The 23105-nt window shown below is 62.2% G+C and carries 20 protein-coding genes and 1 tRNA gene; 12 read left to right on the forward strand and 9 right to left on the reverse strand.

Annotated features, from left to right (window positions below; genetic code table 11):
- Complete coding sequence (locus ACR0BA_RS16135) at positions 1–1386, forward strand: peptidase M16 family protein (RefSeq protein WP_480728954.1); 1386 nt, start codon at positions 1–3, stop codon at positions 1384–1386.
- A 586-nt stretch (positions 1387–1972) separates the two neighbouring features.
- Here the strand turns inward: ACR0BA_RS16135 and ACR0BA_RS16140 are convergent.
- Positions 1973–2049 (reverse strand) — tRNA-Arg (locus ACR0BA_RS16140).
- 114 nt (positions 2050–2163) lie between these two features.
- Here ACR0BA_RS16140 and ACR0BA_RS16145 point away from each other — a divergent pair.
- Together ACR0BA_RS16145 and ACR0BA_RS16150 are read left to right on the forward strand one after the other, a co-directional pair.
- The gene (locus ACR0BA_RS16145; RefSeq protein ID WP_170340809.1) at positions 2164–3189 is read left to right on the forward strand and encodes a LacI family DNA-binding transcriptional regulator; all 1026 of its coding nucleotides are present in this window, start codon (positions 2164–2166) and stop codon (positions 3187–3189) included.
- Positions 3164–4408 (forward strand): winged helix-turn-helix domain-containing protein, encoded by a 1245-nt coding sequence (locus ACR0BA_RS16150; protein WP_170600857.1) that lies wholly within the window; start codon positions 3164–3166, stop codon positions 4406–4408. The genes ACR0BA_RS16145 and ACR0BA_RS16150 overlap by 26 nt, the downstream gene beginning before the upstream one ends.
- 25 nt (positions 4409–4433) lie before the next feature.
- Here the strand turns inward: ACR0BA_RS16150 and ACR0BA_RS16155 are convergent, their stop codons facing one another.
- Positions 4434–5132, reverse strand: coding sequence for a fumarylacetoacetate hydrolase family protein (locus ACR0BA_RS16155; protein ID WP_170600855.1), 699 nt, complete (start codon positions 5130–5132; stop codon positions 4434–4436).
- 776 nt (positions 5133–5908) lie between these two features.
- Here ACR0BA_RS16155 and ACR0BA_RS16160 point away from each other — a divergent pair.
- Together ACR0BA_RS16160 and ACR0BA_RS16165 are read left to right on the forward strand one after the other, a co-directional pair.
- The gene (locus ACR0BA_RS16160; RefSeq protein WP_480728956.1) at positions 5909–7342 is read left to right on the forward strand and encodes a pyridoxal phosphate-dependent decarboxylase family protein; all 1434 of its coding nucleotides are present in this window, start codon (positions 5909–5911) and stop codon (positions 7340–7342) included.
- Positions 7342–8109: an HpcH/HpaI aldolase family protein gene (locus ACR0BA_RS16165; protein ID WP_480728958.1), complete on the forward strand. Its 768-nt coding sequence runs from the start codon at positions 7342–7344 to the stop codon at positions 8107–8109. The genes ACR0BA_RS16160 and ACR0BA_RS16165 overlap by 1 nt, the downstream gene beginning before the upstream one ends.
- Positions 8110–8116: 7 nt before the next feature.
- Here ACR0BA_RS16165 and ACR0BA_RS16170 read toward each other — a convergent pair whose 3' ends face one another.
- Complete coding sequence (locus ACR0BA_RS16170) at positions 8117–9259, reverse strand: DUF3095 domain-containing protein (RefSeq protein WP_480728959.1); 1143 nt, start codon at positions 9257–9259, stop codon at positions 8117–8119.
- Between the two features lie 136 nt (positions 9260–9395).
- On the opposite strand from ACR0BA_RS16170, the gene ACR0BA_RS16175 reads away from it, so the two are divergent.
- The 4 genes from ACR0BA_RS16175 to ACR0BA_RS16190 all read left to right on the forward strand — a co-directional run bounded on the left by ACR0BA_RS16175 (position 9396) and on the right by ACR0BA_RS16190 (position 13655).
- Positions 9396–10568 (forward strand): MFS transporter, encoded by a 1173-nt coding sequence (locus ACR0BA_RS16175; protein ID WP_480719994.1) that lies wholly within the window; start codon positions 9396–9398, stop codon positions 10566–10568.
- 21 nt (positions 10569–10589) lie between these two features.
- Positions 10590–11621: a glycosyltransferase family 4 protein gene (locus tag ACR0BA_RS16180; RefSeq protein ID WP_480728961.1), complete on the forward strand. Its 1032-nt coding sequence runs from the start codon at positions 10590–10592 to the stop codon at positions 11619–11621.
- Positions 11622–11724: 103 nt separating this feature from the next.
- Positions 11725–12747 (forward strand): aspartate-semialdehyde dehydrogenase, encoded by a 1023-nt coding sequence (locus ACR0BA_RS16185; protein WP_170340798.1) that lies wholly within the window; start codon positions 11725–11727, stop codon positions 12745–12747.
- A 485-nt stretch (positions 12748–13232) separates the two neighbouring features.
- Complete coding sequence (locus tag ACR0BA_RS16190; RefSeq protein WP_480728963.1) at positions 13233–13655, forward strand: hypothetical protein; 423 nt, start codon at positions 13233–13235, stop codon at positions 13653–13655.
- A 52-nt stretch (positions 13656–13707) separates the two neighbouring features.
- Here the strand turns inward: ACR0BA_RS16190 and ACR0BA_RS16195 are convergent, their stop codons facing one another.
- From ACR0BA_RS16195 to ACR0BA_RS16215, 5 genes are all read right to left on the reverse strand, one after another.
- Complete coding sequence (locus ACR0BA_RS16195) at positions 13708–15627, reverse strand: DUF3604 domain-containing protein (protein WP_480728965.1); 1920 nt, start codon at positions 15625–15627, stop codon at positions 13708–13710.
- 162 nt (positions 15628–15789) lie between these two features.
- Complete coding sequence (locus ACR0BA_RS16200; protein WP_480728967.1) at positions 15790–17892, reverse strand: acyltransferase family protein; 2103 nt, start codon at positions 17890–17892, stop codon at positions 15790–15792.
- Positions 17893–18035: 143 nt separating this feature from the next.
- On the reverse strand, positions 18036–18347 hold the full coding sequence (locus ACR0BA_RS16205) for a P-II family nitrogen regulator (protein WP_093963956.1): 312 nt from the start codon (positions 18345–18347) through the stop codon (positions 18036–18038).
- Positions 18348–18351: 4 nt separating this feature from the next.
- Positions 18352–19329: a sodium-dependent bicarbonate transport family permease gene (locus ACR0BA_RS16210; RefSeq protein WP_170361196.1), complete on the reverse strand. Its 978-nt coding sequence runs from the start codon at positions 19327–19329 to the stop codon at positions 18352–18354.
- A 61-nt stretch (positions 19330–19390) separates the two neighbouring features.
- Complete coding sequence (locus ACR0BA_RS16215) at positions 19391–20041, reverse strand: carbonic anhydrase (RefSeq protein WP_170364007.1); 651 nt, start codon at positions 20039–20041, stop codon at positions 19391–19393.
- 142 nt (positions 20042–20183) lie between these two features.
- Here ACR0BA_RS16215 and ACR0BA_RS16220 point away from each other — a divergent pair, with 142 nt between their 5' ends.
- The 3 genes from ACR0BA_RS16220 (at position 20184) to ACR0BA_RS16230 (ending at position 22751) form a co-directional block, all read left to right on the forward strand.
- On the forward strand, positions 20184–20573 hold the full coding sequence (locus ACR0BA_RS16220) for a hypothetical protein (protein WP_480728970.1): 390 nt from the start codon (positions 20184–20186) through the stop codon (positions 20571–20573).
- 61 nt (positions 20574–20634) lie between these two features.
- Positions 20635–22017 (forward strand): leucyl aminopeptidase family protein, encoded by a 1383-nt coding sequence (locus tag ACR0BA_RS16225; RefSeq protein ID WP_480728972.1) that lies wholly within the window; start codon positions 20635–20637, stop codon positions 22015–22017.
- Complete coding sequence (locus ACR0BA_RS16230; protein ID WP_480728974.1) at positions 22014–22751, forward strand: C40 family peptidase; 738 nt, start codon at positions 22014–22016, stop codon at positions 22749–22751. The genes ACR0BA_RS16225 and ACR0BA_RS16230 overlap by 4 nt, the downstream gene beginning before the upstream one ends.
- Here ACR0BA_RS16230 and ACR0BA_RS16235 read toward each other — a convergent pair.
- Positions 22748–23098 carry a DUF2794 domain-containing protein gene (locus ACR0BA_RS16235; RefSeq protein WP_093963950.1) on the reverse strand — a complete coding sequence of 117 codons (351 nt, stop codon included), beginning with the start codon at positions 23096–23098 and terminating at the stop codon, positions 22748–22750. The two genes, ACR0BA_RS16230 and ACR0BA_RS16235, sit on opposite strands and share 4 nt — an antisense overlap.
- Positions 23099–23105 lie beyond the last annotated feature (7 nt).

A 23105-nucleotide genomic window follows, 5' to 3' on the forward strand; every position in this document is an offset into this window, starting at 1 on the left:
ATGAGCGTTTTCAAGGGCGGGCTTCTCACAGTTCTCTTTGTGGCGCTTACCTTGCTGCCGGGTGAGCGGGCACAGGCAGAACTGATTGCGACTGCAGGCGAAACGAAACTGGTCGAGCTCTCCCCGCTCGAGAACGGCACGTCCGCACTGACCCTGGTGTGGACGATTGACCACCCGACGCTGGACCGCACTGCCGCCATGTCCGCCGCCATTGTGAGCGTGGTGACAGGCGGGACCTCGACCCGCTCATCCTACGAAGTCAGTTCGTTCCTGAAGCTGAAAGGTGTCGAACAGAAAATCGGCAGAAGCGGCAAGAACCTGACGCTCACCGTCTCGGCGCCAAGCGACGTCTTCCCGGAAGTCCTGGTGCACCTCGAGAACGTATTGCTCGAACCCCGATACACACCAGACTGGTACGCACGAGAGCTTGAGGCGTTTCGCCCAATCATCTCGACCAGAACCAGACAGCCGTCGGATGTGTTGAACGAGATTACCAATTATCTGGAATTCGACCCTGCCGCTACGGGCGAAGAAACCCTTGAAACCGACTTTCAGTTCGGGCGACCAGCTCAGGTCATCCTCAGATCAGAGGACGAAGAGGTAACGCGCCGCACCGTCCGATTGATCAATTCGCTGCCGGGCGCGCGGTTCCGGCTGGGGCGCGCCCTGAGCAAATGGGCCGAAGGGTGGACCGGCGCGAACGGGGCGCCCTTTGCCCTGCCCAAAGGTATCGTGCATCTCGCCGATCCCGACGCATCCGAAATGTTGATCCTGCTTGCCAATGCAAAGGCGTTTTCGAACGCACAGGACCAGCTTGGCTCGAACCTTCTTGTTGACTACATCGGCGCCAATCAAGGCTCGGAGATGTTTCGGGTCATCCGCCAGTCCATGCGTGCATCCTACGATCCACGTTCGGACTTTGTGGTCGTGGGCAAAAACAAGGCCGTAGTCGCTTTGAGCGCGACCGTCGAAGCCAGCGCATGGCCCGAGGTCCACGGCAAGATCATGGAAATCTATCAGGGCGTCCGCGACGGGGGCGTTGTCCCGGAAAGTCTGGAAATCCAGAAAGATCGGTTGGACCGCACCTACTATCACAGATTCTTCACAGACCCCGACTGGGGCGCGCGCCAGTTTCTGGACGAACATCCCGACGGCGTAGAAGGCGAAATCACCCTTCCACTGTTTGAGGCATTCCGGACAGTCTCGACCGAAGAGACGATTGAGAACGCCGACACGCTGTTGCCCCCGATTGAGGAGTTCCTGGTGATCTTGATCGGAGGAGGTGTTTCCCCGTCGGCCGACATGCGGTCGGACGGGTATTGTGCCCTGCCCAAAGGCGCACCGATCAGCCATTGCCTTAGCAAGCTGTCAAACGCGGAATACTGACAGTCCGCGGGCCATTGCTGCGACGCTTCCAAGAACAGATGATCCCCGCGATACATCGTCTTGAAGGTACCGCGGGATTGACCCTTTGGGATTGTCTGCCGGTCACGTAAGCTTGGACTTGCCCGTCGCGCAGCAAGGAGAACGCAATGCGTGTTCTTGAGATACTATCTTTGGTTGGCCTGTGTTTGGTGTTGGTATCGCCATTTCCCGGAAGTGCGGCCCCAACGGCAGCAGAGTGCAATAGCGCGGGAGGAAAAACAGTCACGATCAAGGGAAAGACCGCCTGTGCGTTCGCGGGCGGAGCATGCCCAGAGGGGTGGCGCTCATACGATTCCTACCGAAAATGGCAGCCGAAAACCTGCGGTGGAGCGCAATGCACTGGGAATACCAAATGCACGACGAGCCGAGGCTGGTCCAAAACCGCACCAGAATGCAGATTTGAGAGAGGCAGAAACTCTCAGGGCGACTGCACCAAAAGAAGTGTATGCACGGCAAACAGGATCGCCAGGACTGCATGTACGAAGTAAGCGCGCCATCGCGGTTGAGCGGTGAAACCGAACCCGAAATCCGACTCGCGCTGAGTTGCTGGCGACCCCGGCAGGATTCGAACCTGCAACCTGCCCCTTAGGAGGGGGCTGCTCTATCCAGTTGAGCCACGGGGCCGCGCGGCGCCTTCTGTAGCCGGGTTTTTTCGGCTTGTCATGACCTTTGCACAACAGTTGAACAGATTGCCCTGTTCGCGCTAGCATCGGGGAAACAACAATGCAGGTATCCCCGGTGACAACAGAAACGAAACGCCCGCTTACCCTCCGTGATGTCTCAGAAGCGTCCGGTGTGTCGGAAATGACGGTCAGCCGGGTCCTGCGCAATCGGGGCGATGTGTCGGACGCGACCCGCACCCGGGTTCTGGCCGCCGCGAAAGAGCTGGGATATGTGCCCAACAAGATCGCCGGCGCACTGGCCTCGAGCCGGGTGAACCTGGTGGCGGTGATCATCCCGTCGCTGTCGAACATGGTCTTCCCCGAGGTGCTGACCGGCATCAACCAGGTGCTTGAGGATACCGAGCTGCAGCCCGTGGTCGGCGTCACCGATTATCTGCCGGAAAAAGAGGAAAAGGTCCTGTACGAGATGCTGTCGTGGCGTCCGTCGGGCGTGATCATCGCCGGGCTGGAACACACCGAGGCCGCGCGGGCCATGCTGGATTCGGCGGGCATTCCGGTGGTCGAGATCATGGATACGGACGGCAAGCCTGTGGACGCGATGGTGGGAATTTCGCATCGTCGCGCGGGGCGCGAGATGGCGCAGGCGATCCTTAAGGCCGGGTACCAGCATATCGGCTTCATGGGGACCAAGATGCCGCTAGACCACCGCGCGCGTAAACGGTTCGAGGGCTTCACCGAAGTTCTGGGCAAGCACGGGATCGAGATCGAGGACCGAGAGTTTTATTCCGGCGGCTCGGCCCTGGCCAAGGGGCGCGAGATGACAAAGGCCATGCTCGACCGCTCTCCGGAGTTGGATTTCCTGTATTATTCCAACGACATGATCGGCGCGGGCGGGCTGCTGTACCTGCTTGAGCAGGGTATCGACGTGCCCGGACAGATCGGCCTTGCGGGATTCAACAACGTCGAACTGCTGCAGGGTCTGCCGCGCAAGCTGGCCACCATGGACGCCTGCCGGCTTGAAATCGGTCGCAAGGCGGCGGAAATCATCGCCGCCCAACTGGCCGACCCGAATACCGAGATCGAAACACGCATAACCTTGACCCCCAAGATCAGCTATGGCGACACGCTCAAGCGGCGCTGAACGGGGCAAGCTGCAACAACTCGACAACCGAACCGCCCGTGCGTTGTTCATGGATCGTCATGCGCTGGCGGAACAGCCCGCAGGTCCGGCCAAAGGGCCCGATCTGCTGCATCTGATCCACCGGCTGGGTTTCGTGCAGCTCGACAGCATCAACACCGTGGCGCGCGCCCATGACATGATCCTGTTCTCGCGCCGCCCATCCTATCGGCCGAACGACCTCAAGCGCCTGTACGAGCGCGACCGCAGCCTGTTCGAACACTGGACCCACGACGCCGCCGTGATCCCGATGGGGTTCTACCCGCATTGGCACCTGCGCTTCCAGCGCGACGCCGAGATGCTGCGGGCCCGCTGGCGCAACTGGCGACGCGACGGGTTCGAGCAGCAGTTCGAAACCGTGCTGCGACACATCCGCGACCATGGCCCGGTATGCTCGGCCGATCTGGGGCGGGATGAGAAAAAGGGCTCGGGCGGCTGGTGGGATTGGCACCCCTCGAAAACGGCGTTGGAATACCTTTGGCGCTCGGGGGCGCTGACGGTGGTGGGGCGCCGAGGGTTTCAAAAGCAATACGACCTGACCGAGCGTGTGATCGATACCCATCTGTGCCCCGGCGTGATGGAGTGCGACCACCAGGCGACGGTGGACTGGCTGTGCCACGCGGCGCTCGACCGGCTGGGCTTTGCCACCTCGGGCGAACTGGCCGCGTTTTGGGACACGGTCACCGCTGCCGAGGCGAAAGAGTGGAGCAAACAGGCTCTGACACGGGGGGATTTGCAGGAAATCGAAGTGGAATGCGCTGATGGTCGAATGCGCCGCGTGTTTGCGTGGCCCGGCTTGGCGGACCAGGCTGCCGACCCTGCCCCCGCCCCGGGGCGGATCCGTGTGCTCAGCCCGTTCGACCCTATGCTGCGCGACCGCAACCGCGCCCAGCGCCTGTTCGGCTTCCACTATCGGATCGAGGTCTTCGTGCCCGAGGCCAAGCGCACCTATGGTTACTACGTCTTTCCGCTGCTCGAAAAAGACCGTCTGATTGGACGGATCGACATGAAGGCCCATCGCGACGAAGGTATCTTGCGGGTCCGCGCCCTGTGGCCCGAGCGTGGGGTCAGATGGTCGGACGCCCGTACCCGGCGGCTCGTGGCCGAGTTGGACCGGGTGCGCCGTTTTGCCGGGCTGGATCGGGTTACCTTTAACGCAGACTGGCTGCGCGCGCCTGTTTGAGCGGCTGAAAACCCCTTCTTAGGGTCTATTCCGCCGGCCCGAGGGTCAGGCGGATGGGCTCCAACCCGTCGATGCCGCCGGTCAGCACGTCTCCGGCCTCGACCGGGCCGACGCCGGCGGGCGTTCCGGTCAGGATCAGGTCGCCGGGCCGCAGGTGATAGAACCGGGACAGGTGCATGACGATCTCGTCGATCTTCCAGATCAGTTCGGACAGGGTGGCGTCCTGCCGGACCTCACCGTTCACGCTCAGATGGATGCGGATGTCATCGGTCGGCGCCCAATCGGCGGCGCGGGTCAGCGGCGCGAACACCGCGCCATTTTCCACATCCTTGCCCAGATCCCAGGGGCGCTGCTTGTTGCGCTCGCGGATCTGCAAATCGCGCCGGGTCATGTCCAGCGCGCAGCAATATCCGAACACGGCATCCCAAGCCTGCTGCGACTTCGCCTGAAACACCGGGCGGCCGATGGCCAGAGCCAGTTCCATTTCGTGGTGATAATTCTCGGTGCCCGGCGGGTAAGGCACGGTTTGCCCGGTCAGAATGGCATTCTGCGGGGACTTGGTGAAATAGAACGGCGCCTCGCGGTCAACCTCGTTTCCCATCTCGGCCGCATGGGCGGCATAGTTCCGTCCCACGCAGAAGATGCGCCCCACCGGATAGGTGTTGGCCTCTCCAACTACTGGTATCTGCACCACATCCGGCAGGGAAAACAGAGATTTGGCCATATTGCATCCTTTCCTTCATATTGCCGCGCAGACTAAAGGAGACACTCCGCTGTTCAACCCGGCAAACACGCCGATTATTGCCGGCCCGCCTGTACGTTTCGGCGCGAAGTTGCCAAGGCCGCGGACCTGGGCGCAAACCAGTTTCATCCGCGCAGACTATCCGTCTTTATTCTAGGGAAACTTGGGACCGCCCTGTTTAATAAACCGCACAGGCCGCGCATCATGAACGGAAATATCGGGCAGATATTCGAAGGCAGCGCAACAGGCCCACTGGCCGCGTCACCTTATTGCGACTTGGTTTCGCGGTCAGGTGCGCTAGATTTTCTTTCAGGCGGTCGGCGCGCCCAGCCAATCAAGCTTTGTTCATCAGCGTGCCACCGTCACGAATACCAAGGAAAAATTACGGTTTCGGAGAACCGCCGCTCTGGCCTCATCCCCCTGGGTGCTTGGGCTGCGCTGTCGGGGTGCAATTTGGGCACCTCACATTCTCCGATTCAGGGCCGGAGCCCTACAACACAGGGATTCTTCGGCCCCGGGCCAGGCAAATAACTTCAGACACCGTCTGGCCACCCCGCCGGAGTCGACCCCTAGTTTCTCCGGCGGGGTTCTCCGATCCGCACAGCCGGTGCGATTCTCTTTATTAGAGCCTGAGTTTGGATCGAACGGCCGCCACGGTCCCACCTCACAGCGCCATCGTCGTCCGGAATTTGATTGACCTGCCCGCCTGCATCGCCATCACTTGCCCGCGAAAGATGCGAAGGCGGAAGGCAAGGCAGATGAGATGGGATGAATTCTCGGAATGGGGCAAACGCATTTCCGAGTGGACGCAGCATTATCACCAAACCGTCGGCCAGCACCCGGTGCGCGCCCGGACCGAGCCCGGCGAGGTGCTGAACGCGCTTCCCGCGAAGGCGCCGGAGCATGGCGAACCGATAGAAGGGATTTTTCAAGACTTCGAGCGGATCGTGATGCCCGGCATCACCCATTGGCAGCACCCGCGCTTCTTCGCCTATTTCAACTCGAACGCCTCGGCGCCGTCGGTGCTGGCCGAGTTTTTGGCCAGCGCGATCGCGCCGCAATGCATGCTGTGGCAGACCTCGCCCGCGGCGACCGAGATGGAAACCCGGATGATGGACTGGCTGCGGCAGGCGCTGGACCTGCCCGAAGGCTTTGCAGGGGTGATCCAGGATTCAGCCTCGTCGGCCACGCTGGCCGCCGTTCTGACCATGCGGGAAAAGGCGCTGAACTGGCAGGGCAACCGTCAGGGCCTGTTTGGGCAGACACCCTTGCGCGTCTATTGCTCGTCCGAGGTGCACACATCAATCGACCGCGCCATCTGGGTGGCCGGGATCGGGCAGGACAACCTGGTGCGCGTCCCGATCAAGGGTGATTGGCGCGGGATGGACCCCGCCGCGCTCGAGGCCGCGATCCGGGCCGATCTGGACGCCGGACTTCACCCCGCAGGGGTGATCATGTGCGTCGGCGGTACCGGGACCGGCGCGACCGATCCGGTGGATGAGTGCCTGAAAATCGCGCAGAAATACGGGCTGTACACGCATGTGGATGCGGCCTGGGCCGGGTCGGCGATGATCTGCCCCGAATACCGCCTCTATTGGCCGGGGATCGACCAGGCCGACAGCATCGTTTTCAACCCGCACAAATGGCTGGGGGTTCAGTTCGACTGCTGCGCGCATTTCCTGAAAGACCCCGACGATCTGGTACAGACGCTGGCGATCAGCCCCGAATTCCTCAAAACCCACGGCAAGGACGGGATCGTCAACTACTCGGAATGGTCGGTGCCGCTAGGCCGTCGGTTCCGGGCGCTGAAACTGTGGTTCGTGATCCGCGCCTACGGGCTGGAAGGCTTGCGCGCGCGGCTGCGCAACCACGTCAACTGGTCGCGCGACCTGCATGATCGGCTGGCGGCCGAGCCGGATTTCCGGATCGCCACCCCGCCCATGTGGTCCCTGTGGACCTTCCGATATGAGCCACCCGGAGCCGCGGATCTGGACCACCTGAATCTGCGGCTGGTGAACGCCATCAACGATGACGGGCGCATCTATCTGACCCAGACCCGAGTCGATGGCGACATCGTCATCCGCTTTCAGGCTGGCCAGTTCGAAACCACCGAGGAGGACGTCCGGATGGCCTTTGACGTGATCACCGAAATCGCCCGCACCTTGCCCACACCCCCGCAGGAGGACCGCTGATGCCCGCCCCCAAAAACCCGTTCAAACAGGCTCTGACACAGGGCGAAATGCAGATCGGCTGCTGGATGAGCTTTGCCGAAGCCATCACCGCTGAAATCATGGGAACCGCCGGTTTCGACTGGCTGGTGATCGATGGCGAACATGCGCCGAATGACATCCGTTCGATCCGCGATCAGCTGATTGCGCTGGCCAACAGCCCCTCGCACCCGGTGGTGCGGCTGCCCATCGGCGAGACCTGGATGATCAAGACCGTGCTGGACGCCGGCGCCCAGACCATTCTGGTACCGATGGTCGAAAGCGCGGATCAGGCGCGCGAGCTGGTTCGGGCCTGCCAGTACCCGCCCAAAGGTGTGCGGGGTGTCGGGGCCGCCGCAACACGGGCGACAATGTACGGCACCATCCCCGATTACGTGGCCACGGCCGACCCCGAAATCTGTTTGCTGGTTCAGGTGGAAAACCTTGCGGGCATGGCCACGCTGGACGACATCCTTCAGGTCGAGGGCGTGGATGGCGTTTTCATCGGCCCGGCCGATCTGTCCACCGACATGGGTTACAAAGGCGACAGCACGGTGCCGGAGGTGCGCACCGCCATCGCCGATGCTTTGAAGCGGATCCGGGCGGCAGGCAAGGCGCCGGGTATTCTGGGCACCAATGATGAAGCGGTTCAAGCGTATCGGGACATGGGCGCGCAGTTCCTGGCGGTCGGTATCGACGTCATGCTGCTGGCTCAGGCTGCCCGCGGGCTGGCCGCGAAATGGCGTTCCTGAGGGCGGCTCACCCCTGCATTGCGGCGGCGGCCTGCGCATAGCCGCCCGATGCACCATCGACGAAATGTACGTGATCGTCGCGCGTGGCGGCGGGCACGAAGCAGGTCATCATCGCCTCTTGCTGGGAATGGATGCCATATCTGATTTTGCCGCGTCCGCGCGCATCCTCAAGGGTCCGGGCGATGCGCGACAGGGTCTCGTCGTCGCAATCCAGCGTCATCTTCAACCCGTCATCAAATTTGCGGAAATCCGCATTTCGGCTGACCATGTTCTTGTAGTGGCCCGGCTCGAAGTCGCCCAGTCGCTTGCCCGATTTGAACAGCAGCCAGATCAGCAGGTTCTGCACAAGCAGCGCGGCCTTGCGCACGGCCAGATTGCGCCCAGCGCGCGAGACATGGGCATCCAGTGCAAGCCCCGGAGGTGGCCACTTGATCGGAGGGCCGCCGGCCGGCACGGGATGGCCCGCGCGCTCCAGAGCCTCGGAGGCGGACAGAACTGATTGCGCCAGATCAGCAAAATCGCGTTCTGTCGCCTGCGCAGTGGGCTGGATGACAAGTGACACGATCTGCCCATGCCGCGCAGGGCTGTTGGACCAGCGGCAGGACAGTCCCGTCAGGTCGGGCTGCGCGTCGAACCCGGCGGGCGGAACCTCGTACCGGCCAGCCTTCATCTGCGCCTCGGCCCAGGCAAGTCCGCCACCGGTGAACATGGCATAATCCACCCCCGAGGACGGCGCATAGCGCGCTACCCGCAAGTCGTGCCCCTTCGAACGCACGTCGGACACAGGAACCAAAGCCGCACGTAGCGCGATGCCGAACTCGGTTTCCGCCCAACTGCGCAGCGCGGCCAAGGTGTCGCGCGCCATGTCGGCATCGTCCTTCGGGATGGCAAATCCGGCACCGTCGCCACCAAAAACATAGGGAAAAACCCGCCCGCCCAGCGCGTTGATCATGCCTGAGATCACCGCCGCGCCCACCATGTTCACCGTCTTGTAGCGGCCGCGCGCGATTTCGCCGGTCGAGTCCACGATATCGGCGACGCCCACGATCCAGTCATCCGGGACCGGGGTGAATTGTTCTGGATCTGACAGGGCAAGAAAATCGCGCGTAATGGGTACGCGGCCATAGAATCCGATATCGGCGGTCTTCATTGTCCCTCCCGTTAGCTTGCCGCAATGATAGCGTAGTGCAGGGGCATTTCCCGATACTGCAACATATCACACGCGCTTGTGCATGGCATCGGGACGTGCCAAGCATCCCGGTGAGGCGGACGGCAGGGAGACTGACATGCAGGCAGGTTTGGTGATCTTGTGTCTGGCCTATGTCCTCAGCCAGTTCTTCCGCGCGTTCCTTGCGGTTCTGACCGCCGATCTGGCCCGCGACATCGGTGCCACGCCCGAGGATCTGGCCTGGGCTTCAGGCTTGTGGTTTCTGGTCTTTGCGGCAATGCAGATCCCGGTGGGATGGGCGCTGGACCGGGTTGGCCCGCGGCAGACGGCGGCGGTTCTGCTGCTGATCGGCGGCGCGGGTGGGGCTGCGGTGTTCGCGATGGCCACGACGCCCCTGCATGTAGCGGTGGCGATGGCGTTGATCGGGGTCGGGTGTTCGCCGGTTCTGATGGCCTCGTATTTCATCTTTGCCCGCGAATATCCGCCCGCGAAATTCGCGACCCTGGCGGCGGTGATGCTGGGTGTGGGGTCGGTTGGCAACCTCGTGGCCTCGTACCCCACGGCGCTGGCGGTCGAGCTGATGGGCTGGCGCGCGACGCTGGCGGGGCTGGCCGCGATCTCGGGGGCGGTGGCCGTGGGCATCTGGGTGACGGTCAAAGACCCCGCGCGGGTGGTGTCCGAGCAGAAAGGGTCGGTTCTGGACCTGCTGCGCGAGCCTGCGCTGTGGGCGATTTTGCCGCTGATGCTGGTGGCCTATGCGCCCTCTGCCGCGCTGCGGGGGCTGTGGGCCGGTCCCTATCTGCTGGACGTGTTCGGGCTGAGCGCCACCCAGATCGGGCAGGCTACGCTGGTCATGGGCGCCGCGATGATCGCGGGCACCTTTGCCTATGGGCCGCTGGACCGGCTGCTGAACACCCGCAAATGGGTGATCTTCGGTGGCAACGCGCTGGCGGTGCTGGCGCTGGGGCTGCTGGGGCTGTGGGTCGCCGATGCCGTCTGGCTGTCGGTTCTGCTGATGGCGCTGATCGGATTTCTGGGGGCATCCTTCCCGGTGATCATGGCGCATGGGCGCGCCTTCATCCCGGCGCATCTGGTGGGGCGCGGCGTGACCCTGCTGAACCTGTTCGGGATCGGCGGCGTGGGGCTGGCGCAATTCGCCACCGGCCGCATCCATGCGGCGACGGTGGACATGGGGCCAACCGCACCCTACACAGCGATATTCGCCTTCTTTGCCGTCACGCTGACGATCGGCTGTGTGATCTACCTGTTCAGCCGTGACAGCATGGAGTGAGACCCCGCAGGAGCGCGCGCCGTGAACGACCCCGTTGTAATCGCCCCCAACCTGAAACGCCGCCTGTCCGGCGTCACCGCGACGATCGCGCGGCTGGTGCCGTTGCAGGCGCAGTGGATCGACATCGCCGCCACCGGCCCGGGCCTGCCTGAGGACATCCCGCACATCCCGCTGGGCCGCCTGCCCTTTCTGCCGCGCAAGACGCTGCGGGTCTGGCACGCCCGCCGCAACACCGAGATGCTGCTGGGCCTGATCCTGCGCGACCTGCTGCGGCTGCGGCTGAAACTGCTGTTCACCAGCGCCTCGCAGCGGGCGCATACGGGCTATACCAAGTGGCTGATCGGCAAGATGGACGCGGTGGTGGCGACCTCGCGCAAGACGGCCGGATACCTCGAGCGCGACGCGCAGGTGATCATGCACGGCATCAACCTGCAGGATTTCACGCCACCCGCCGACAAGGCGGGGCTGCGGACGCAAATGGGCCTGCCCGACGGGCTGCTGCTGGGCTGCTATGGCCGCATCCGCCACCAGAAAGGCACCGACGCCTTCGTCGATGCGATGATCGACCTGTGCGGGCAGGTCCCCGACGTACATGGCATCGTCATGGGTCGCGCGACCGAGAAACACAGCGCTTTCCTGACCGAACTGAAGGACAAGGTGGCCCAAGCCGGCGTGTCCGACCGCATCCTGTTCAAGCCCGAGGTCACCGTGGACAAGATTGCCCAATGGTACCAGGTGCTGGATCTGTTCATCGCCCCCCAACGCTGGGAGGGGTTCGGACTGACCCCCCTCGAAGCGATGGCCTGCGGTGTGCCGGTGGTGGCCACCGATGTGGGCGCATTCTCCGAGATCGTGACCGACCCGACGCTGGGTCGGGTGGTGCCTCCGGGCGACATTCCGGCGCTGGCCGCGGCCGCTGCCGAGATGCTGGCGGACCGTGATTCCCTGGCCCGCGCAGGCCGGGCCGCCCGCGCCCATGTGGAACGGAATTTCGACATCAACGGCGAGGCGCAGGCCCTTGTTGCGCTCTATCAGCAGCTGCTGAAGGCCTGAGTCGCCGCAAAACTGCGTCATTCGGTCAATTCCGCCGCGAAGGCCCTTTTTTATTTTCTGCAACGCGGCTATGAACGCGCGTCCTTAATTCAGGAGACTAGACATGGGCTATCGCGTCGTTGTCGTCGGCGCCACGGGTAACGTGGGCCGCGAAATGCTGAACATCCTGGCTGAACGCCAGTTCCCCGTGGACGAAATTGCCGTTCTGGCAAGCCGTCGTTCGCTGGGCACCGAAGTCAGCTTTGGCGACAAGACACTCAAGACCCAGGATCTGGACACTTTCGATTTCACCGGCTGGGACATGGCGCTGTTCGCCGTGGGGTCCGCCGCGACCAAGGATTACGCCCCCAAAGCGGCCGCGGCTGGCTGCGTGGTGATCGACAACTCGTCGCTCTATCGCTACGACCCCGAGATCCCGCTGATCGTGCCCGAGTGCAACCCGCAGGCGATCCACGACTACAAGAACAAAAACATCATCGCCAACCCCAACTGCTCGACTGCGCAGATGGTGGTGGCGCTGAAGCCGCTGCATGACCGCGCCAAGATCAAGCGCGTCGTGGTCTCGACCTATCAGTCGGTCTCGGGCGCAGGCAAAGAGGGTATGGATGAGCTCTGGGATCAGACCAAGGCCGTCTACAACCCGATCAACGAGGTCGCCCCGAAGAAATTCCAGAAGCAGATCGCCTTCAACGTCATTCCGCATATCGACGTCTTCATGGAAGACGGCTCGACCAAGGAAGAGTGGAAGATGGTCGTCGAGACCAAGAAGATCGTCGACCCGTCGATCAAGGTCACCGCGACCTGTGTGCGGGTGCCGGTTTTTGTCGGACATTCGGAATCGGTGAACATCGAGTTCGAGGAATTCCTGGACGAGGACGAGGCCCGTGACATCCTGCGCGAAGCTCCGGGCGTGATGGTGATCGACAAGCGCGAGGCCGGTGGCTATGTCACGCCGGTTGAATGCGTAGGCGATTTCGCCACCTTCATCAGCCGGATCCGTCAGGACTCAACCGTGGAAAACGGCCTGAACCTGTGGTGCGTCTCGGACAACCTGCGCAAAGGCGCGGCTCTGAACGCGGTTCAGATCGCCGAGCTGCTGGGCCGCGAGGTCCTGAAGAAGGGCTGATAGCCGGACCAGACTGAAATCTTAAAACCCCGCGGCATGGGCTGCGGGGTTTTCATTTTTTGGCAATGCGAGAAGGAAGACGCGCCAGGCATCACCGCAGGTTCTGCCCAAGCAAAAGTAAATTCGCCAGGTGAATAGCTATTATTCACATAATCAATTTTTCATATTTCACAGCTGCTGGTATTTTTCCGCCCATTGAAGGCGCCTTCGTTTCAATCTCAGCCGAGGGGAAACGAGCCATGATTGACCAAACAGAGCCTGACCTGTCGCAGGAACCGGGGTTCGACACCGCGCGATCCCACGTGCTCTGGAACCGCTGACTAGGCCGATGTTTTTCTGGCCTTCGGTGCTCGACGCCGCACTGCCAGACGGATCGGGCCGGGTTGGGCAGCGTGGTTCGGATGCCCGCGTCAGAACACACCTTTTCCGGCAAACCCAGTTTTCAACGCCCCGTGCGGCTCATCGAATATTCAAAGGAGACCGTTATGACCAGATTGCCCATCTTTTTTCTGACCACCGCAGCCATATTTGCCGTTTTGGGCATGTTGTGGGGTATCCAGATGTCCGCCAGCCATGATCACACGCTGTCCCCGGCACATGGCCACCTGAACCTGATCGGGTTCGTTGCGCTGGCAGTGTTCGGATTCTACTACGCTCTGACCCCCGAGGCGGCGCGCAGCGGTCTGGCGAAACTCCACTATGGGCTGTCCGTGGCAACGGTGCTGGTGCTTGTTCCCGGAATCGTGCTGGCAATCACCGAAAGGGGCGAAACCCTTGCCCAGATCGGATCGCCTCTGGCAGTTCTGACCATGGTCCTGTTCGTGTTCATCCTGCTGCGTCACGGTTTCGGAGCGACAGACGCGGACAACCGCAGGCCGGTGGCCGGCAACCCCAACCCAGCCGAATGAACAAGACCGTCCCGCCTGCGCGAGGCGGGGCTTCGCTTCACGGAACGACCGTTTATCCCGGGGTATACCAGATCGGCGACGTATAGGCCCGTTCGGTCGTGATCATCGGAACATAGTCCGGCATCTCGATCCCGAACCGTTTGGCCTCGTAGGCGGTCCAGCGGGGGGTCGGGATCTCGATCACACGGGCATAGTAGAACGCAGACAGGTTGGGGTCGAAATCCGGATCCTGCCACGTGGTGATCAACTCACTTGCTCCGATAGTGTTGGTCCACGTGGCGTTTTCGACGTCGACGGTATTGCCGACTTCGGGCAGTTTGCCGTTCTCGTCCATCTGGCGATCGCCGGCCCAGACGACGTTGTAGACTTTCTCCTGCAAGGCCCCGTCAGCATCGACCCAGCCTTTGACGATCTGAATGCGGTCCAGGTTGCCGGAAATCGGGTCCTTCAATGCAAAAACAAGGAAGTTCGGAGCCCGCCCATCGGGAGACGCCTGCAGGTTGCCCCCCATCGGTACGCCTTTTTTGTAGCCGGCATCCGCAGGAACACGGCTTGCGGCATCCTCATCGGTGAAGTCATAGCCGCCAAAAAACCGAACCCCCATACGCGACCCCGTGGTCGCATAGGTCTCCCTGCGCTGCATCGCGTCAAAGATCGCCTCGCGGGTATTTTCCGTCGCCCAGACCGCACCCAGTCCACCAGCGGCCTGTTTCCAGCCATAGATCGACAGCTCTGGATCGGGTGCTTCGATTACCAGGTGTTCCCAACGGTTCGGGCCGGGCTCGACCCCGGAATGTTTGCCGAAAAAGTTGTCTTCCTGGGCCGTTGCCATACCGGTATGCGAATCCGTCGCGCCGACCATCCCGAACTTGAACGGGTTCACACCCAGCTCCTGTTCGATCTTGAGCCCGCGCTTCAACGCCTCGCGTGCATACTCACCGGCCAGCATCTCTGGTTGCTTCAACTCGGTTCCGTTCAGATTGGCCGCGTCCCATGTGTCGAAATCTGCGAACTCATCATCGGGGCTGAGGAACGGATGCGCCTCACCGTCGCCCTTGATCTGCGTCGGTTCGTACAGCGGCTCGAACCGGGCGCGCAGACTTGCGATCTCTTGGGTCAGTGCGGATCCATCATAGGCGTTCAGAGAGAACATCCGCCCGTTCGACAGGTTGCCGTTATGCGCGATGGCCAGGACCTCGCCGCCTGTCCGTTCCTCGTATTCGGCCAGAAAGGCCCACAAGTCCTCGGGGTTCTTGCTGTCATATTGCGAGAACGGGCGGGTCTGGTTGGCCCGGTCGCGCCCATCGCGGAACAGCACGTTCCGGTGCAGGTTGTTGGCGCCCTCGGTGGTGTATTCATAGCCGATGATGGCTGAAAAGACTCCCGGCTCGTTGTAGCTGTCGGCAAGGGCCGTGTACGCCTCCCACGCATGCTTGATGGCCTTGGGGTTGTCGATGGGCGGGACGTCATCCGACAACGAGGCGACGATCTCCATTGCCGTGTCAAACGCAAGCTGGCTGTCACCCGCCGTCAGCGCCTCGTACCAGGCCTTGCCCTGGGGTGTCGCCAGAACCTCGGCGTCTCCGGCCAGCAGTTGCGGCATCAGCCCGTACATCTCCGCATGGTCCGAGACGACCAGCCAATCGAGCGGACGGGACAGCTTGGCCCGAAGGCCGTGGGTTGTCGTGACCTCTTCGCCGCGGGCAAAGCGAAACGCCTGTTCCTGGGTCAGCCGGGTCATCGTGCCGGCGTCAACCGAAACCGAAGTATGCAGATGCGAGTCTCCCCACAGCGGCCGTTGGGGAAAGTTCCGCCCCGCATAGGGTGAGAAATCATCAGGCGCCAATACGACGTCCGTGCTTTCCTGCTCGGTCTGGAACTCCTGCGCAGACACGGATGTGGCGGTCAGCGCGGCCAGACAGGCCAACGTCCACAAAGGACGTTGTGAAACGATTGCGAAAGACTTGGTCATGAAATCCCTCCCAGGTGTGTCATTTCCATTCGGTTGGTTCCGGAAATGACGGCAGCTTATCACGGATTTGGATATTCGAATAAAACTTACTATCGACACAACCCGGACCTCGCGCTGCAGTGGTTCAGCGCGCAGGCGGCATACCAATGCAGGGCTGAGGAATCACTCTCCGTTCGAGTCTCTCTGGGCCAGGTCGGCGTTCTGTTGAAGTTGGCTGCAGGGACGGTCATTCGCAGGGACCGCCGCTGCGCCAGAGCCGGCTGGCCCTTTAGGTTCGTCCCCGAACAAGAACCATCCACCGGTGCGGCACCCAAGTTCGCGCGAACCTTCTTTCGAGAGATGGCGACCGTCGCGATAGTATGCCGTCGAGCCGTCGCTGGCGCGGCAAATGCCGTCGGCATCGCAGAGTATCCGATCCAGCCAGACGACTTTGTGGCGGCCCTCGAGTTGGTGCAGCATCTCACCCACCTCAAGAAGTTCCGGCTGTATGTCGGCGAACGGATAGTCGCACAGATCCGGGTCAGCGCCTCGGAGTTCTGCATTCACCGCGCAATAGCCCAGGTTTTGGCCATTCGAGGGGGGCGGAGACACAACGATCGGGGTTTTACCGGCAGACACAAGCCGTTCGAGCGTCTTTTCCAGGTTCCGCAGAACCGTGCTCTGCGGGCCTTCGGGGTCCATTGCACCGTCAACGGCGGCGAGTCCGCCGGGCTCGAACAGGTAGTAGAACGGCGATGAGACGATGACATAGTCAATGCTGTCGGTCGAAGTGACATAATCCAGCACCTGGTCGCTGAAATCCAGACAGGCTTGCGGGGATTCTCCGGTCCGGCCGCGATCGGCAAAGGCGATACCGGCGATCGGCGCGCAGAGCGACTTGGTCAGCTGGACGACCCCAAGCTCGGGATAGGCCGCGGTCAGGCCGACCACCAGATGCATGGCGAAACTGTCCCCCCAAACCGCAACCTTGGGAGACTCGGAAGTCGCGCAGCTGTCAGGCACCGGCATTCGACCGTTGCACGCATTGCTCAAACCCCGGTTCGGAGCCAGGCTTTCGGTCAGTCTCGGCAGATCGATATTGCGCAGCGCCTTACGATCGGGCGCGCCATCGGTTGCGAAGATCGCCACCCCGACCGAGAACACCAAAGCCGATATCGCGGCGCTTCCGATGAAGATCCCCCGGCGGCTGAATAGACCTTCCCTATGACGGCGAAAGGGTTGCTCGACGAAGCGCCATGTCAAGGCTGACAGCACAAAGGCCAGCACGACAAGGCTGGCGATGGTCAGCGGTGTTGGCGCCGGAACACTCCGGATCTTGGCAAAGACCAACAACGGGTAGTGCCACAAGTAAAGGCTGTAGCTGATCAGGCCGATCCAGACCATGATCCGCGACGACAACAGCGCCCCTATCGGGTCTCGTTGGCTGGCGAAAAGAATGACCAGAACGGTTCCCAAAACGGGTACGACCGTCAGGAATGACGGGTGCGGCGTGTACCGGTCGAACATCACGTAAGACACCAGCAGCCCGACCATGCCCAGCATTGGCAGCACCGTCGAGAACCGCCCCTTGTCCTGCCGCGGAACGAAGGCGCATATCGCGCCGGCCAAAAGCTCCCACGCGCGGGTATAGATCAGGTAGAACCCTGCCCTGGGTTCGTTTTCCGATGTCCACTGCGCCAGCAACAGACTGGCCAAAAGCATCACCGACAGGCCAATGATGCAGGTCCGGGTCCCTCTTCGAAACAGAAACAGCAGCAGCAGCGGAAACAGCAGGTAGAACTGTTCTTCCACCGCAAGGCTCCAGGTGTGGAGCAGCGGATGCATGTCGAATTCATCCGCGAAATAGTCCTTGTTCCGGAAGAAGAAGACGTTCGACAGGAATACCGCGACGGATGACAGGCTTCGCGAATAGACCCTGAGATCGGCCGGCAGCATCCAGATCCACGCCAGGCAGGTTGTCACGGCCAGAACCACGAAAAGGGCCGGAAGAATCCGCCTGGCTCGCCTTTCGTAGAAATCGACGATGGACAACCGTCCGCGTTGAATATCCCCGATCAGAAGCGAGGTGATCAAGTAGCCGCTGATGACGAAAAAGACATCAACACCCAGAAACCCGCCGGACAGCCATGACAATCCGGCGTGGTAGAAGACCACTGGCAACACAGCTATTGCCCGAAGGCCGTCAATTTCCCTTCTGTAGGCGATGCTCAAAACGGCCAACCTCAAGATGCTGGCTGAAATGCTAGCGCCCGTCCCGGTTGCCATCAACGATGTTTGTCAGTCAGCCCGCTCTGAATGAAAATGTGTGGTTTTGCGAACAGGGATTTGCCTGTTCGCTCCGCACATCGTGCATGGGTCACGCCATGAATCCCGAGGTTAGGCGCACATCGGATCCCAAGCGCGCCGGGTCAGAAACGCTCGGCCCGCAGAACCTGGCAGTCGGTGACGCTTACAACCCCGATATGGCGATCAAGCACGGGAAGGATCGCGCTCAGCAGCCCGTCCAAGCGATCGGGGCGAATGATGCAGATGACCTGAACCATCCCGCTGGCGCGGCTGACCTGGCCCGATCGGCTCCATTCACCCGATCGTCCCGATCCGCCGAGCACCGGCAGGATCGTGAACCCGGTCACACCTTGATCGACCAGAGCATCCGTCAGACGGGATTTCACGATGGCTTCGATGGTGATCTCGACCCGTTTGGCATCATGTGTCTGCATCGTCTTATCCTCCGGTAACGGCCCGGGCGACCGAGACGTAGATCGGCAGGCCCAGCGCCAGGTTGAATGGGAACGTGACGCCCAAAGACAGGGTCAGATAGATGGACGGGTTCGCCTCGGGCACGGCCACGCGCATCGCCGCCGGAACCGCGATGTACGAGGCGGAGGCGCCCAACACCATCAGCAACACCGCTCCGCCGGTGGACAGACCCAACAGGAGCGCGGCCACCAACCCGGCACCGGCCCCGATCAGGGGCATCAGCACGCCGAAGCCAAGCAGACCCATCGTGATCAGCCCGCGCCCGGCACGCAATCCGCGCCCGGCGACGATACCCATGTCCAGCAGGAACAGGCACAGAACCCCCTTGAACGGTGCGACCACGAAGCTGCTGATCTCGGCCAGACCGTCCTCGCCCGTGATCCAGCCGATTGCAAACGACCCGACCAGCAGAACGATCGAACCATTGAGGGCAATCTCGCGCCAGAGATCCGAGTCCATCCGGCGGGCTCCGCCGCCGCGGGAGATCAGCCACAGAGCGGACAGGATCGCCGGCGCTTCCATCGCCGCCGCAACAGCCACCATGTAGCCCTCGTACACCAGGCCCTGACTTTCCAGAACCGACGTACCGGCCACGAATGTGACGATCGAGATTGAGCCGTAATGCGCTGCAACCGCGCCTGCGTTGACATGGTCAAGGTTGGTCAGCACGCGCAACAGGCCGAACGCCACCAGGGGCAGCAATGCGGACAGAATGACACCTGCAATGAGGGACAAGCCAAGCGTGGCGTCGATCCCGTGTGCGGCAACACTGACACCACCCTTGAAGCCGATCGCAAACAGCAGATAGATCGACATCGCCTTGGCGATGGCCTCGGGAATGGTCAGGTCAGATCGGGCCAATGCGGCTGACAGACCAAGCACAAAACTGAGAATGATCGGCGAGACCAGATTGTCGGCCGCCAAAGACAACAGGTTTTCCATACAGTCACCGCACCCTAATTGAACTATCGTTCAATTAGGGTGCGTTTCTCCGATTTAAAGACTAAACCGGCAGGAATTTTTTTCCTGACGGGTCATAATACTCCAGACCACCTTCGCCGATATCGGTCCACAAGCCGTGCAGCGATATCGAGCCGTTCTGTACGGCCTCGGCCACGAACGGGAAGGTCATCAGGTTTTCGAGCGACGCGACAACCGCCTGACGCTCGAACTGGCGCGCCTGTTCCGCGGGGTCCTCGACATCGGAGACCAGATCGAATTTCGGTTTGAGGATGTCCATCCAGCGTCCGACAAAACTCTCTTTGGCTTCCAGTTGCGGCGCATCGCCCTTGCACATGTCGATACAGCCCTGCACCCCGCCGCATTGCGAATGTCCCAGCACGATCAGATGCGCCACTTTCAATGCCGTCACCGCATATTCGATGGTTGCGCTGGTACCGTGGCGCTCGCCATCCGGTTCGTAGGGCGGCACCAGGTTGGCAATATTGCGGTGGATAAAAAACTCGCCCTGGTCGGCCCCGAAAATCGAGGTGACATGGACCCGGCTGTCACAGCAGGAAATCACCATCGCCCGCGGACGCTGACCCTCGGTCGCCAGCCGGCGGTACCAGGCCTGGTTCTCGGAATAGGACGTGGCTTTCCAACCGTGGTACCGTTTGACCAGATAGCTCGGCAGAGGTTTGGCGTGGTGCATCGCGTTTTCCCAAATTTGCGGTTCGACCGCCGATCTAACGCAAGTTCGAACAAAATTCGAGACATTATCCCGATTGGCCGAAAGGAATTGCAAAGGTCTTTTGTGACAGGTTCGCAGATGCCGTGGGGGCAGAAAGATTGGGGTGAATGTGGTGGACAAGATCGTCACGCTTGAACAGAAGGAGTCCGTGCGCCTGGATCCAGACCGGCTGAACGGGCTGTATCGGCAATTGGGTGACACGAACGCGGTCGACGTTCTGTGCCGAACGGTCGAGGAGCTGGCAGTACGCCTGTCGAATTGTGAACGGCTCTGGCGTCAACGTGACTGGGCGGGGCTGCGCAAATGCGCCAAGTCTCTGGTCGCGATATCCGAACAGGTCGGTATGACGGCGCTGGCCCGGGTCGCCGACGACGTGGCCCGGACGGTAGATGCCGGCGATGCAGTGGCGACCGGAGCCACGCTCAGCCGACTGATCCGGGTGGGCGAACGATCGCTGACCGCGGTATGGGATCAACAGGATCTTTCGATATGACGGGTTGCGGGCGAACAACAGGCGGCTAGTGTAGGCGGCACCAGAACAGTCCGAGGCGCCCATGTCCCTGTCTTTTGCACCTTCCGATGCTCCTGCCATTGATCTGCATGTTCTTGCGCAGGACGGGCTCGAGCCCTGGCTGAAGTCTCAGCCCGATGAGACACAGGCCTGGGTGGTCGCGAACGGGTTCACCGGCGCAATCGGGCAGGTTCTGCTGGTTCCCGGACCGACGGGTGCGCCGCAATTCGCGCTGGCAGGCTATGGAACAGACACCCGGCGCGCTCGGGTACGCTTTCCGCTTGCCGCCGCCGCCGAGGTTCTGCCCGAAGGCACTTACCGGATTGCGTCCGGTTTGTCGGCAGACAGAGCCGAAATCGAAGCCTTGGGCTGGTTGCTGACCGGGTACAGTTTCGACCGATATGCCGAACAGTCCGGCGCAAAGGCCCGATTGGTCGCGCCTGACGGTGTGAATGCTCCGCGGGTTGAGATCATGGCCAATGCCGAAGCTCTCACCCGTGACCTGGTCAACACTCCGACGGCCGACATGGGACCTCAGGCCCTGCAAGACGCCGTTGAAACGCTGGCGCAGGAGTACGGGGCTCGTTGTGCCGTCACCATTGGCGACACCTTGTTGGAACAGAACTTTCCCATGATCCACGCGGTGGGTCGGGCCGCGGAACAGGCTCCGCGCCTGATTGAGATGACCTGGGGCACAAGCGGACCAAAGCTGACGTTGGTCGGCAAGGGCGTCTGCTTTGACACCGGCGGGCTGAACCTGAAGCCGGGTGCCTCGATGGGGTTGATGAAAAAGGACATGGGCGGCGCGGCGAACGTTCTGGGGCTGGCCCGCATGATCATGGCGCTGGACCTGCCGCTGCAGTTGCGCGTGCTGATCCCGGCGGTGGAAAACGCGGTGGCGGGCAACGCGTTCCGGCCGGGCGACATCCTGACCTCACGCAAGGGCCTGACGGTCGAGATCAACAACACCGATGCCGAGGGGCGGCTGGTTCTGGCCGACGCGCTGGCGCTGGCGGATGAGGGCGCGCCGGATCTGGTGATCTCGATGGCGACGCTGACCGGCGCGGCGCGGGTGGCGGTGGGGGCGGATCTGGCCCCGTTCTACACCGATGACGATGCCGCCGCGCAGGCCTTGGCGCAGGCCGCTGTTCAGGCGGCTGACCCGGTCTGGCGGATGCCGTTCCACACGCCCTATGAGACGTTGATCGAGCCGGGCATCGCCGATCTCGACAACGCGCCGGCGGGCGGGTTCGCGGGGTCGATCACCGCGGCGTTGTTCCTGCGGCGGTTCGTGGAAAATAGCCGGTACTTGCATTTCGACATCTACTCCTGGCAAAAGGCCAAAGAGCCCGGCCGCAGCAAAGGCGGGTTGGGGCAAGGGCCGCGCGCCCTGCTGACCGCCCTGCCCGGGATGCTGGGCCTGTGAACCGCGCGCGCGTCATCCGCCCCGTCGTGGACCTGCTGCGCAGCCCCAAAGGCCCGCGCGACCGGCAGCTGCTGTATGGCGACGGCCTTGACATCACCGAACAGTCCGGCGGCTGGTGCCGGGTGGTTTCCGACAAGGATGGGTATCAAGGCTGGCTGCGCGCGGACCAGCTGGGCCCTGACGCCCCGGCCACGCATTGGATCTGGGCCCCGGCGACCCATGCCTATGCGCAACCCGACATCAAAAGCCCCGACCGGGTCAGCCTGAGCTTTGGCAGCCGGGTCGTGGTGCTGTCGCAGCAGGACCGCTTTGTCGAGACCGAGCTTGGGTTCATCCCCGCAGTGCATGTCAAACCGGTCGGAACCCTACTGAACGACCCGGTGGCCGTGGCCGAACTGTTTCTGGGCACCCCCTATCTTTGGGGCGGCAACAGCCGGTGGGGGCTGGATTGTTCAGGCCTGATTCAGGCGGGGCTGCTGGCCTGTGGCGCGGCCTGCCCCGGCGACAGCGGCGACCAAGAGCGGGACCTGGGCACCGCATTACCCGAAGGCACCCCGGCGCAGCGCGGCGATCTGTTGTTCTGGAAAGGCCATGTGGCCTGGGTGTCCGGCGACAACATGCTGCTGCATGCCAATGCCCATCACATGGCCGTGGTATTTGAACCGATGGATCAGGCCATTGCCCGGATCGAAGCCCAGGGCGACGGGCCGGTCACGGCGCACAAGCGGCTCTAATCCGGGTCGACCGAGCGGATCAGCTTGCGTTCCAGTACCCGCAGGACGGCGCGCAGGTCGTGCCCGCGTTTCAGGATGCGCCCGTCCATGCCCACCACCGAATACATCCCCTGCTTTGAACGCAGCCGGGGGTGTTTTTCAACACGATAGATCGGGTGCTCGGCCGTACGTCGGAAGATCGAGAATATGGCAACGTCGCGCAGATTTGATATTCCGTAGTCACGCCATTCTCCGGCGGCGACCATCCGTCCATAGACGGAAAGAATCTGTGACATCTCTTGCCGGTTGAAGGCCACCGGCATCTGGACCGGGCTTGCAGGGTTCCGGCTGGGAGGCTGCATGTTCATGACTTCA

The sequence above is a fragment of the Ruegeria sp. CI5 genome (assembly GCF_056536885.1).

Excerpts from the sequence above, each read along its gene's own strand:
- ACR0BA_RS16150 (WP_170600857.1), top strand. The coding sequence starts at position 3,164 with ATGGCGACACGCTCAAGCGGCGCTGAACGGGGCAAGCTGCAACAACTC.
- ACR0BA_RS16160 (WP_480728956.1), top strand. The coding sequence starts at position 5,909 with ATGAGATGGGATGAATTCTCGGAATGGGGCAAACGCATTTCCGAGTGG.
- ACR0BA_RS16155 (WP_170600855.1), bottom strand. The coding sequence starts at position 5,132 with ATGGCCAAATCTCTGTTTTCCCTGCCGGATGTGGTGCAGATACCAGTA.
- ACR0BA_RS16185 (WP_170340798.1), top strand. The coding sequence starts at position 11,725 with ATGGGCTATCGCGTCGTTGTCGTCGGCGCCACGGGTAACGTGGGCCGC.
- ACR0BA_RS16205 (WP_093963956.1), bottom strand. The coding sequence starts at position 18,347 with ATGCAGACACATGATGCCAAACGGGTCGAGATCACCATCGAAGCCATC.
- ACR0BA_RS16165 (WP_480728958.1), top strand. The coding sequence starts at position 7,342 with ATGCCCGCCCCCAAAAACCCGTTCAAACAGGCTCTGACACAGGGCGAA.
- ACR0BA_RS16190 (WP_480728963.1), top strand. The coding sequence starts at position 13,233 with ATGACCAGATTGCCCATCTTTTTTCTGACCACCGCAGCCATATTTGCC.
- ACR0BA_RS16215 (WP_170364007.1), bottom strand. The coding sequence starts at position 20,041 with ATGCACCACGCCAAACCTCTGCCGAGCTATCTGGTCAAACGGTACCAC.
- ACR0BA_RS16235 (WP_093963950.1), bottom strand. The coding sequence starts at position 23,098 with ATGAACATGCAGCCTCCCAGCCGGAACCCTGCAAGCCCGGTCCAGATG.
- ACR0BA_RS16135 (WP_480728954.1), top strand. The coding sequence starts at position 1 with ATGAGCGTTTTCAAGGGCGGGCTTCTCACAGTTCTCTTTGTGGCGCTT.
- ACR0BA_RS16210 (WP_170361196.1), bottom strand. The coding sequence starts at position 19,329 with ATGGAAAACCTGTTGTCTTTGGCGGCCGACAATCTGGTCTCGCCGATC.
- ACR0BA_RS16175 (WP_480719994.1), top strand. The coding sequence starts at position 9,396 with ATGCAGGCAGGTTTGGTGATCTTGTGTCTGGCCTATGTCCTCAGCCAG.
- ACR0BA_RS16225 (WP_480728972.1), top strand. The coding sequence starts at position 20,635 with ATGTCCCTGTCTTTTGCACCTTCCGATGCTCCTGCCATTGATCTGCAT.
- ACR0BA_RS16195 (WP_480728965.1), bottom strand. The coding sequence starts at position 15,627 with ATGACCAAGTCTTTCGCAATCGTTTCACAACGTCCTTTGTGGACGTTG.
- ACR0BA_RS16200 (WP_480728967.1), bottom strand. The coding sequence starts at position 17,892 with ATGGCAACCGGGACGGGCGCTAGCATTTCAGCCAGCATCTTGAGGTTG.
- ACR0BA_RS16170 (WP_480728959.1), bottom strand. The coding sequence starts at position 9,259 with ATGAAGACCGCCGATATCGGATTCTATGGCCGCGTACCCATTACGCGC.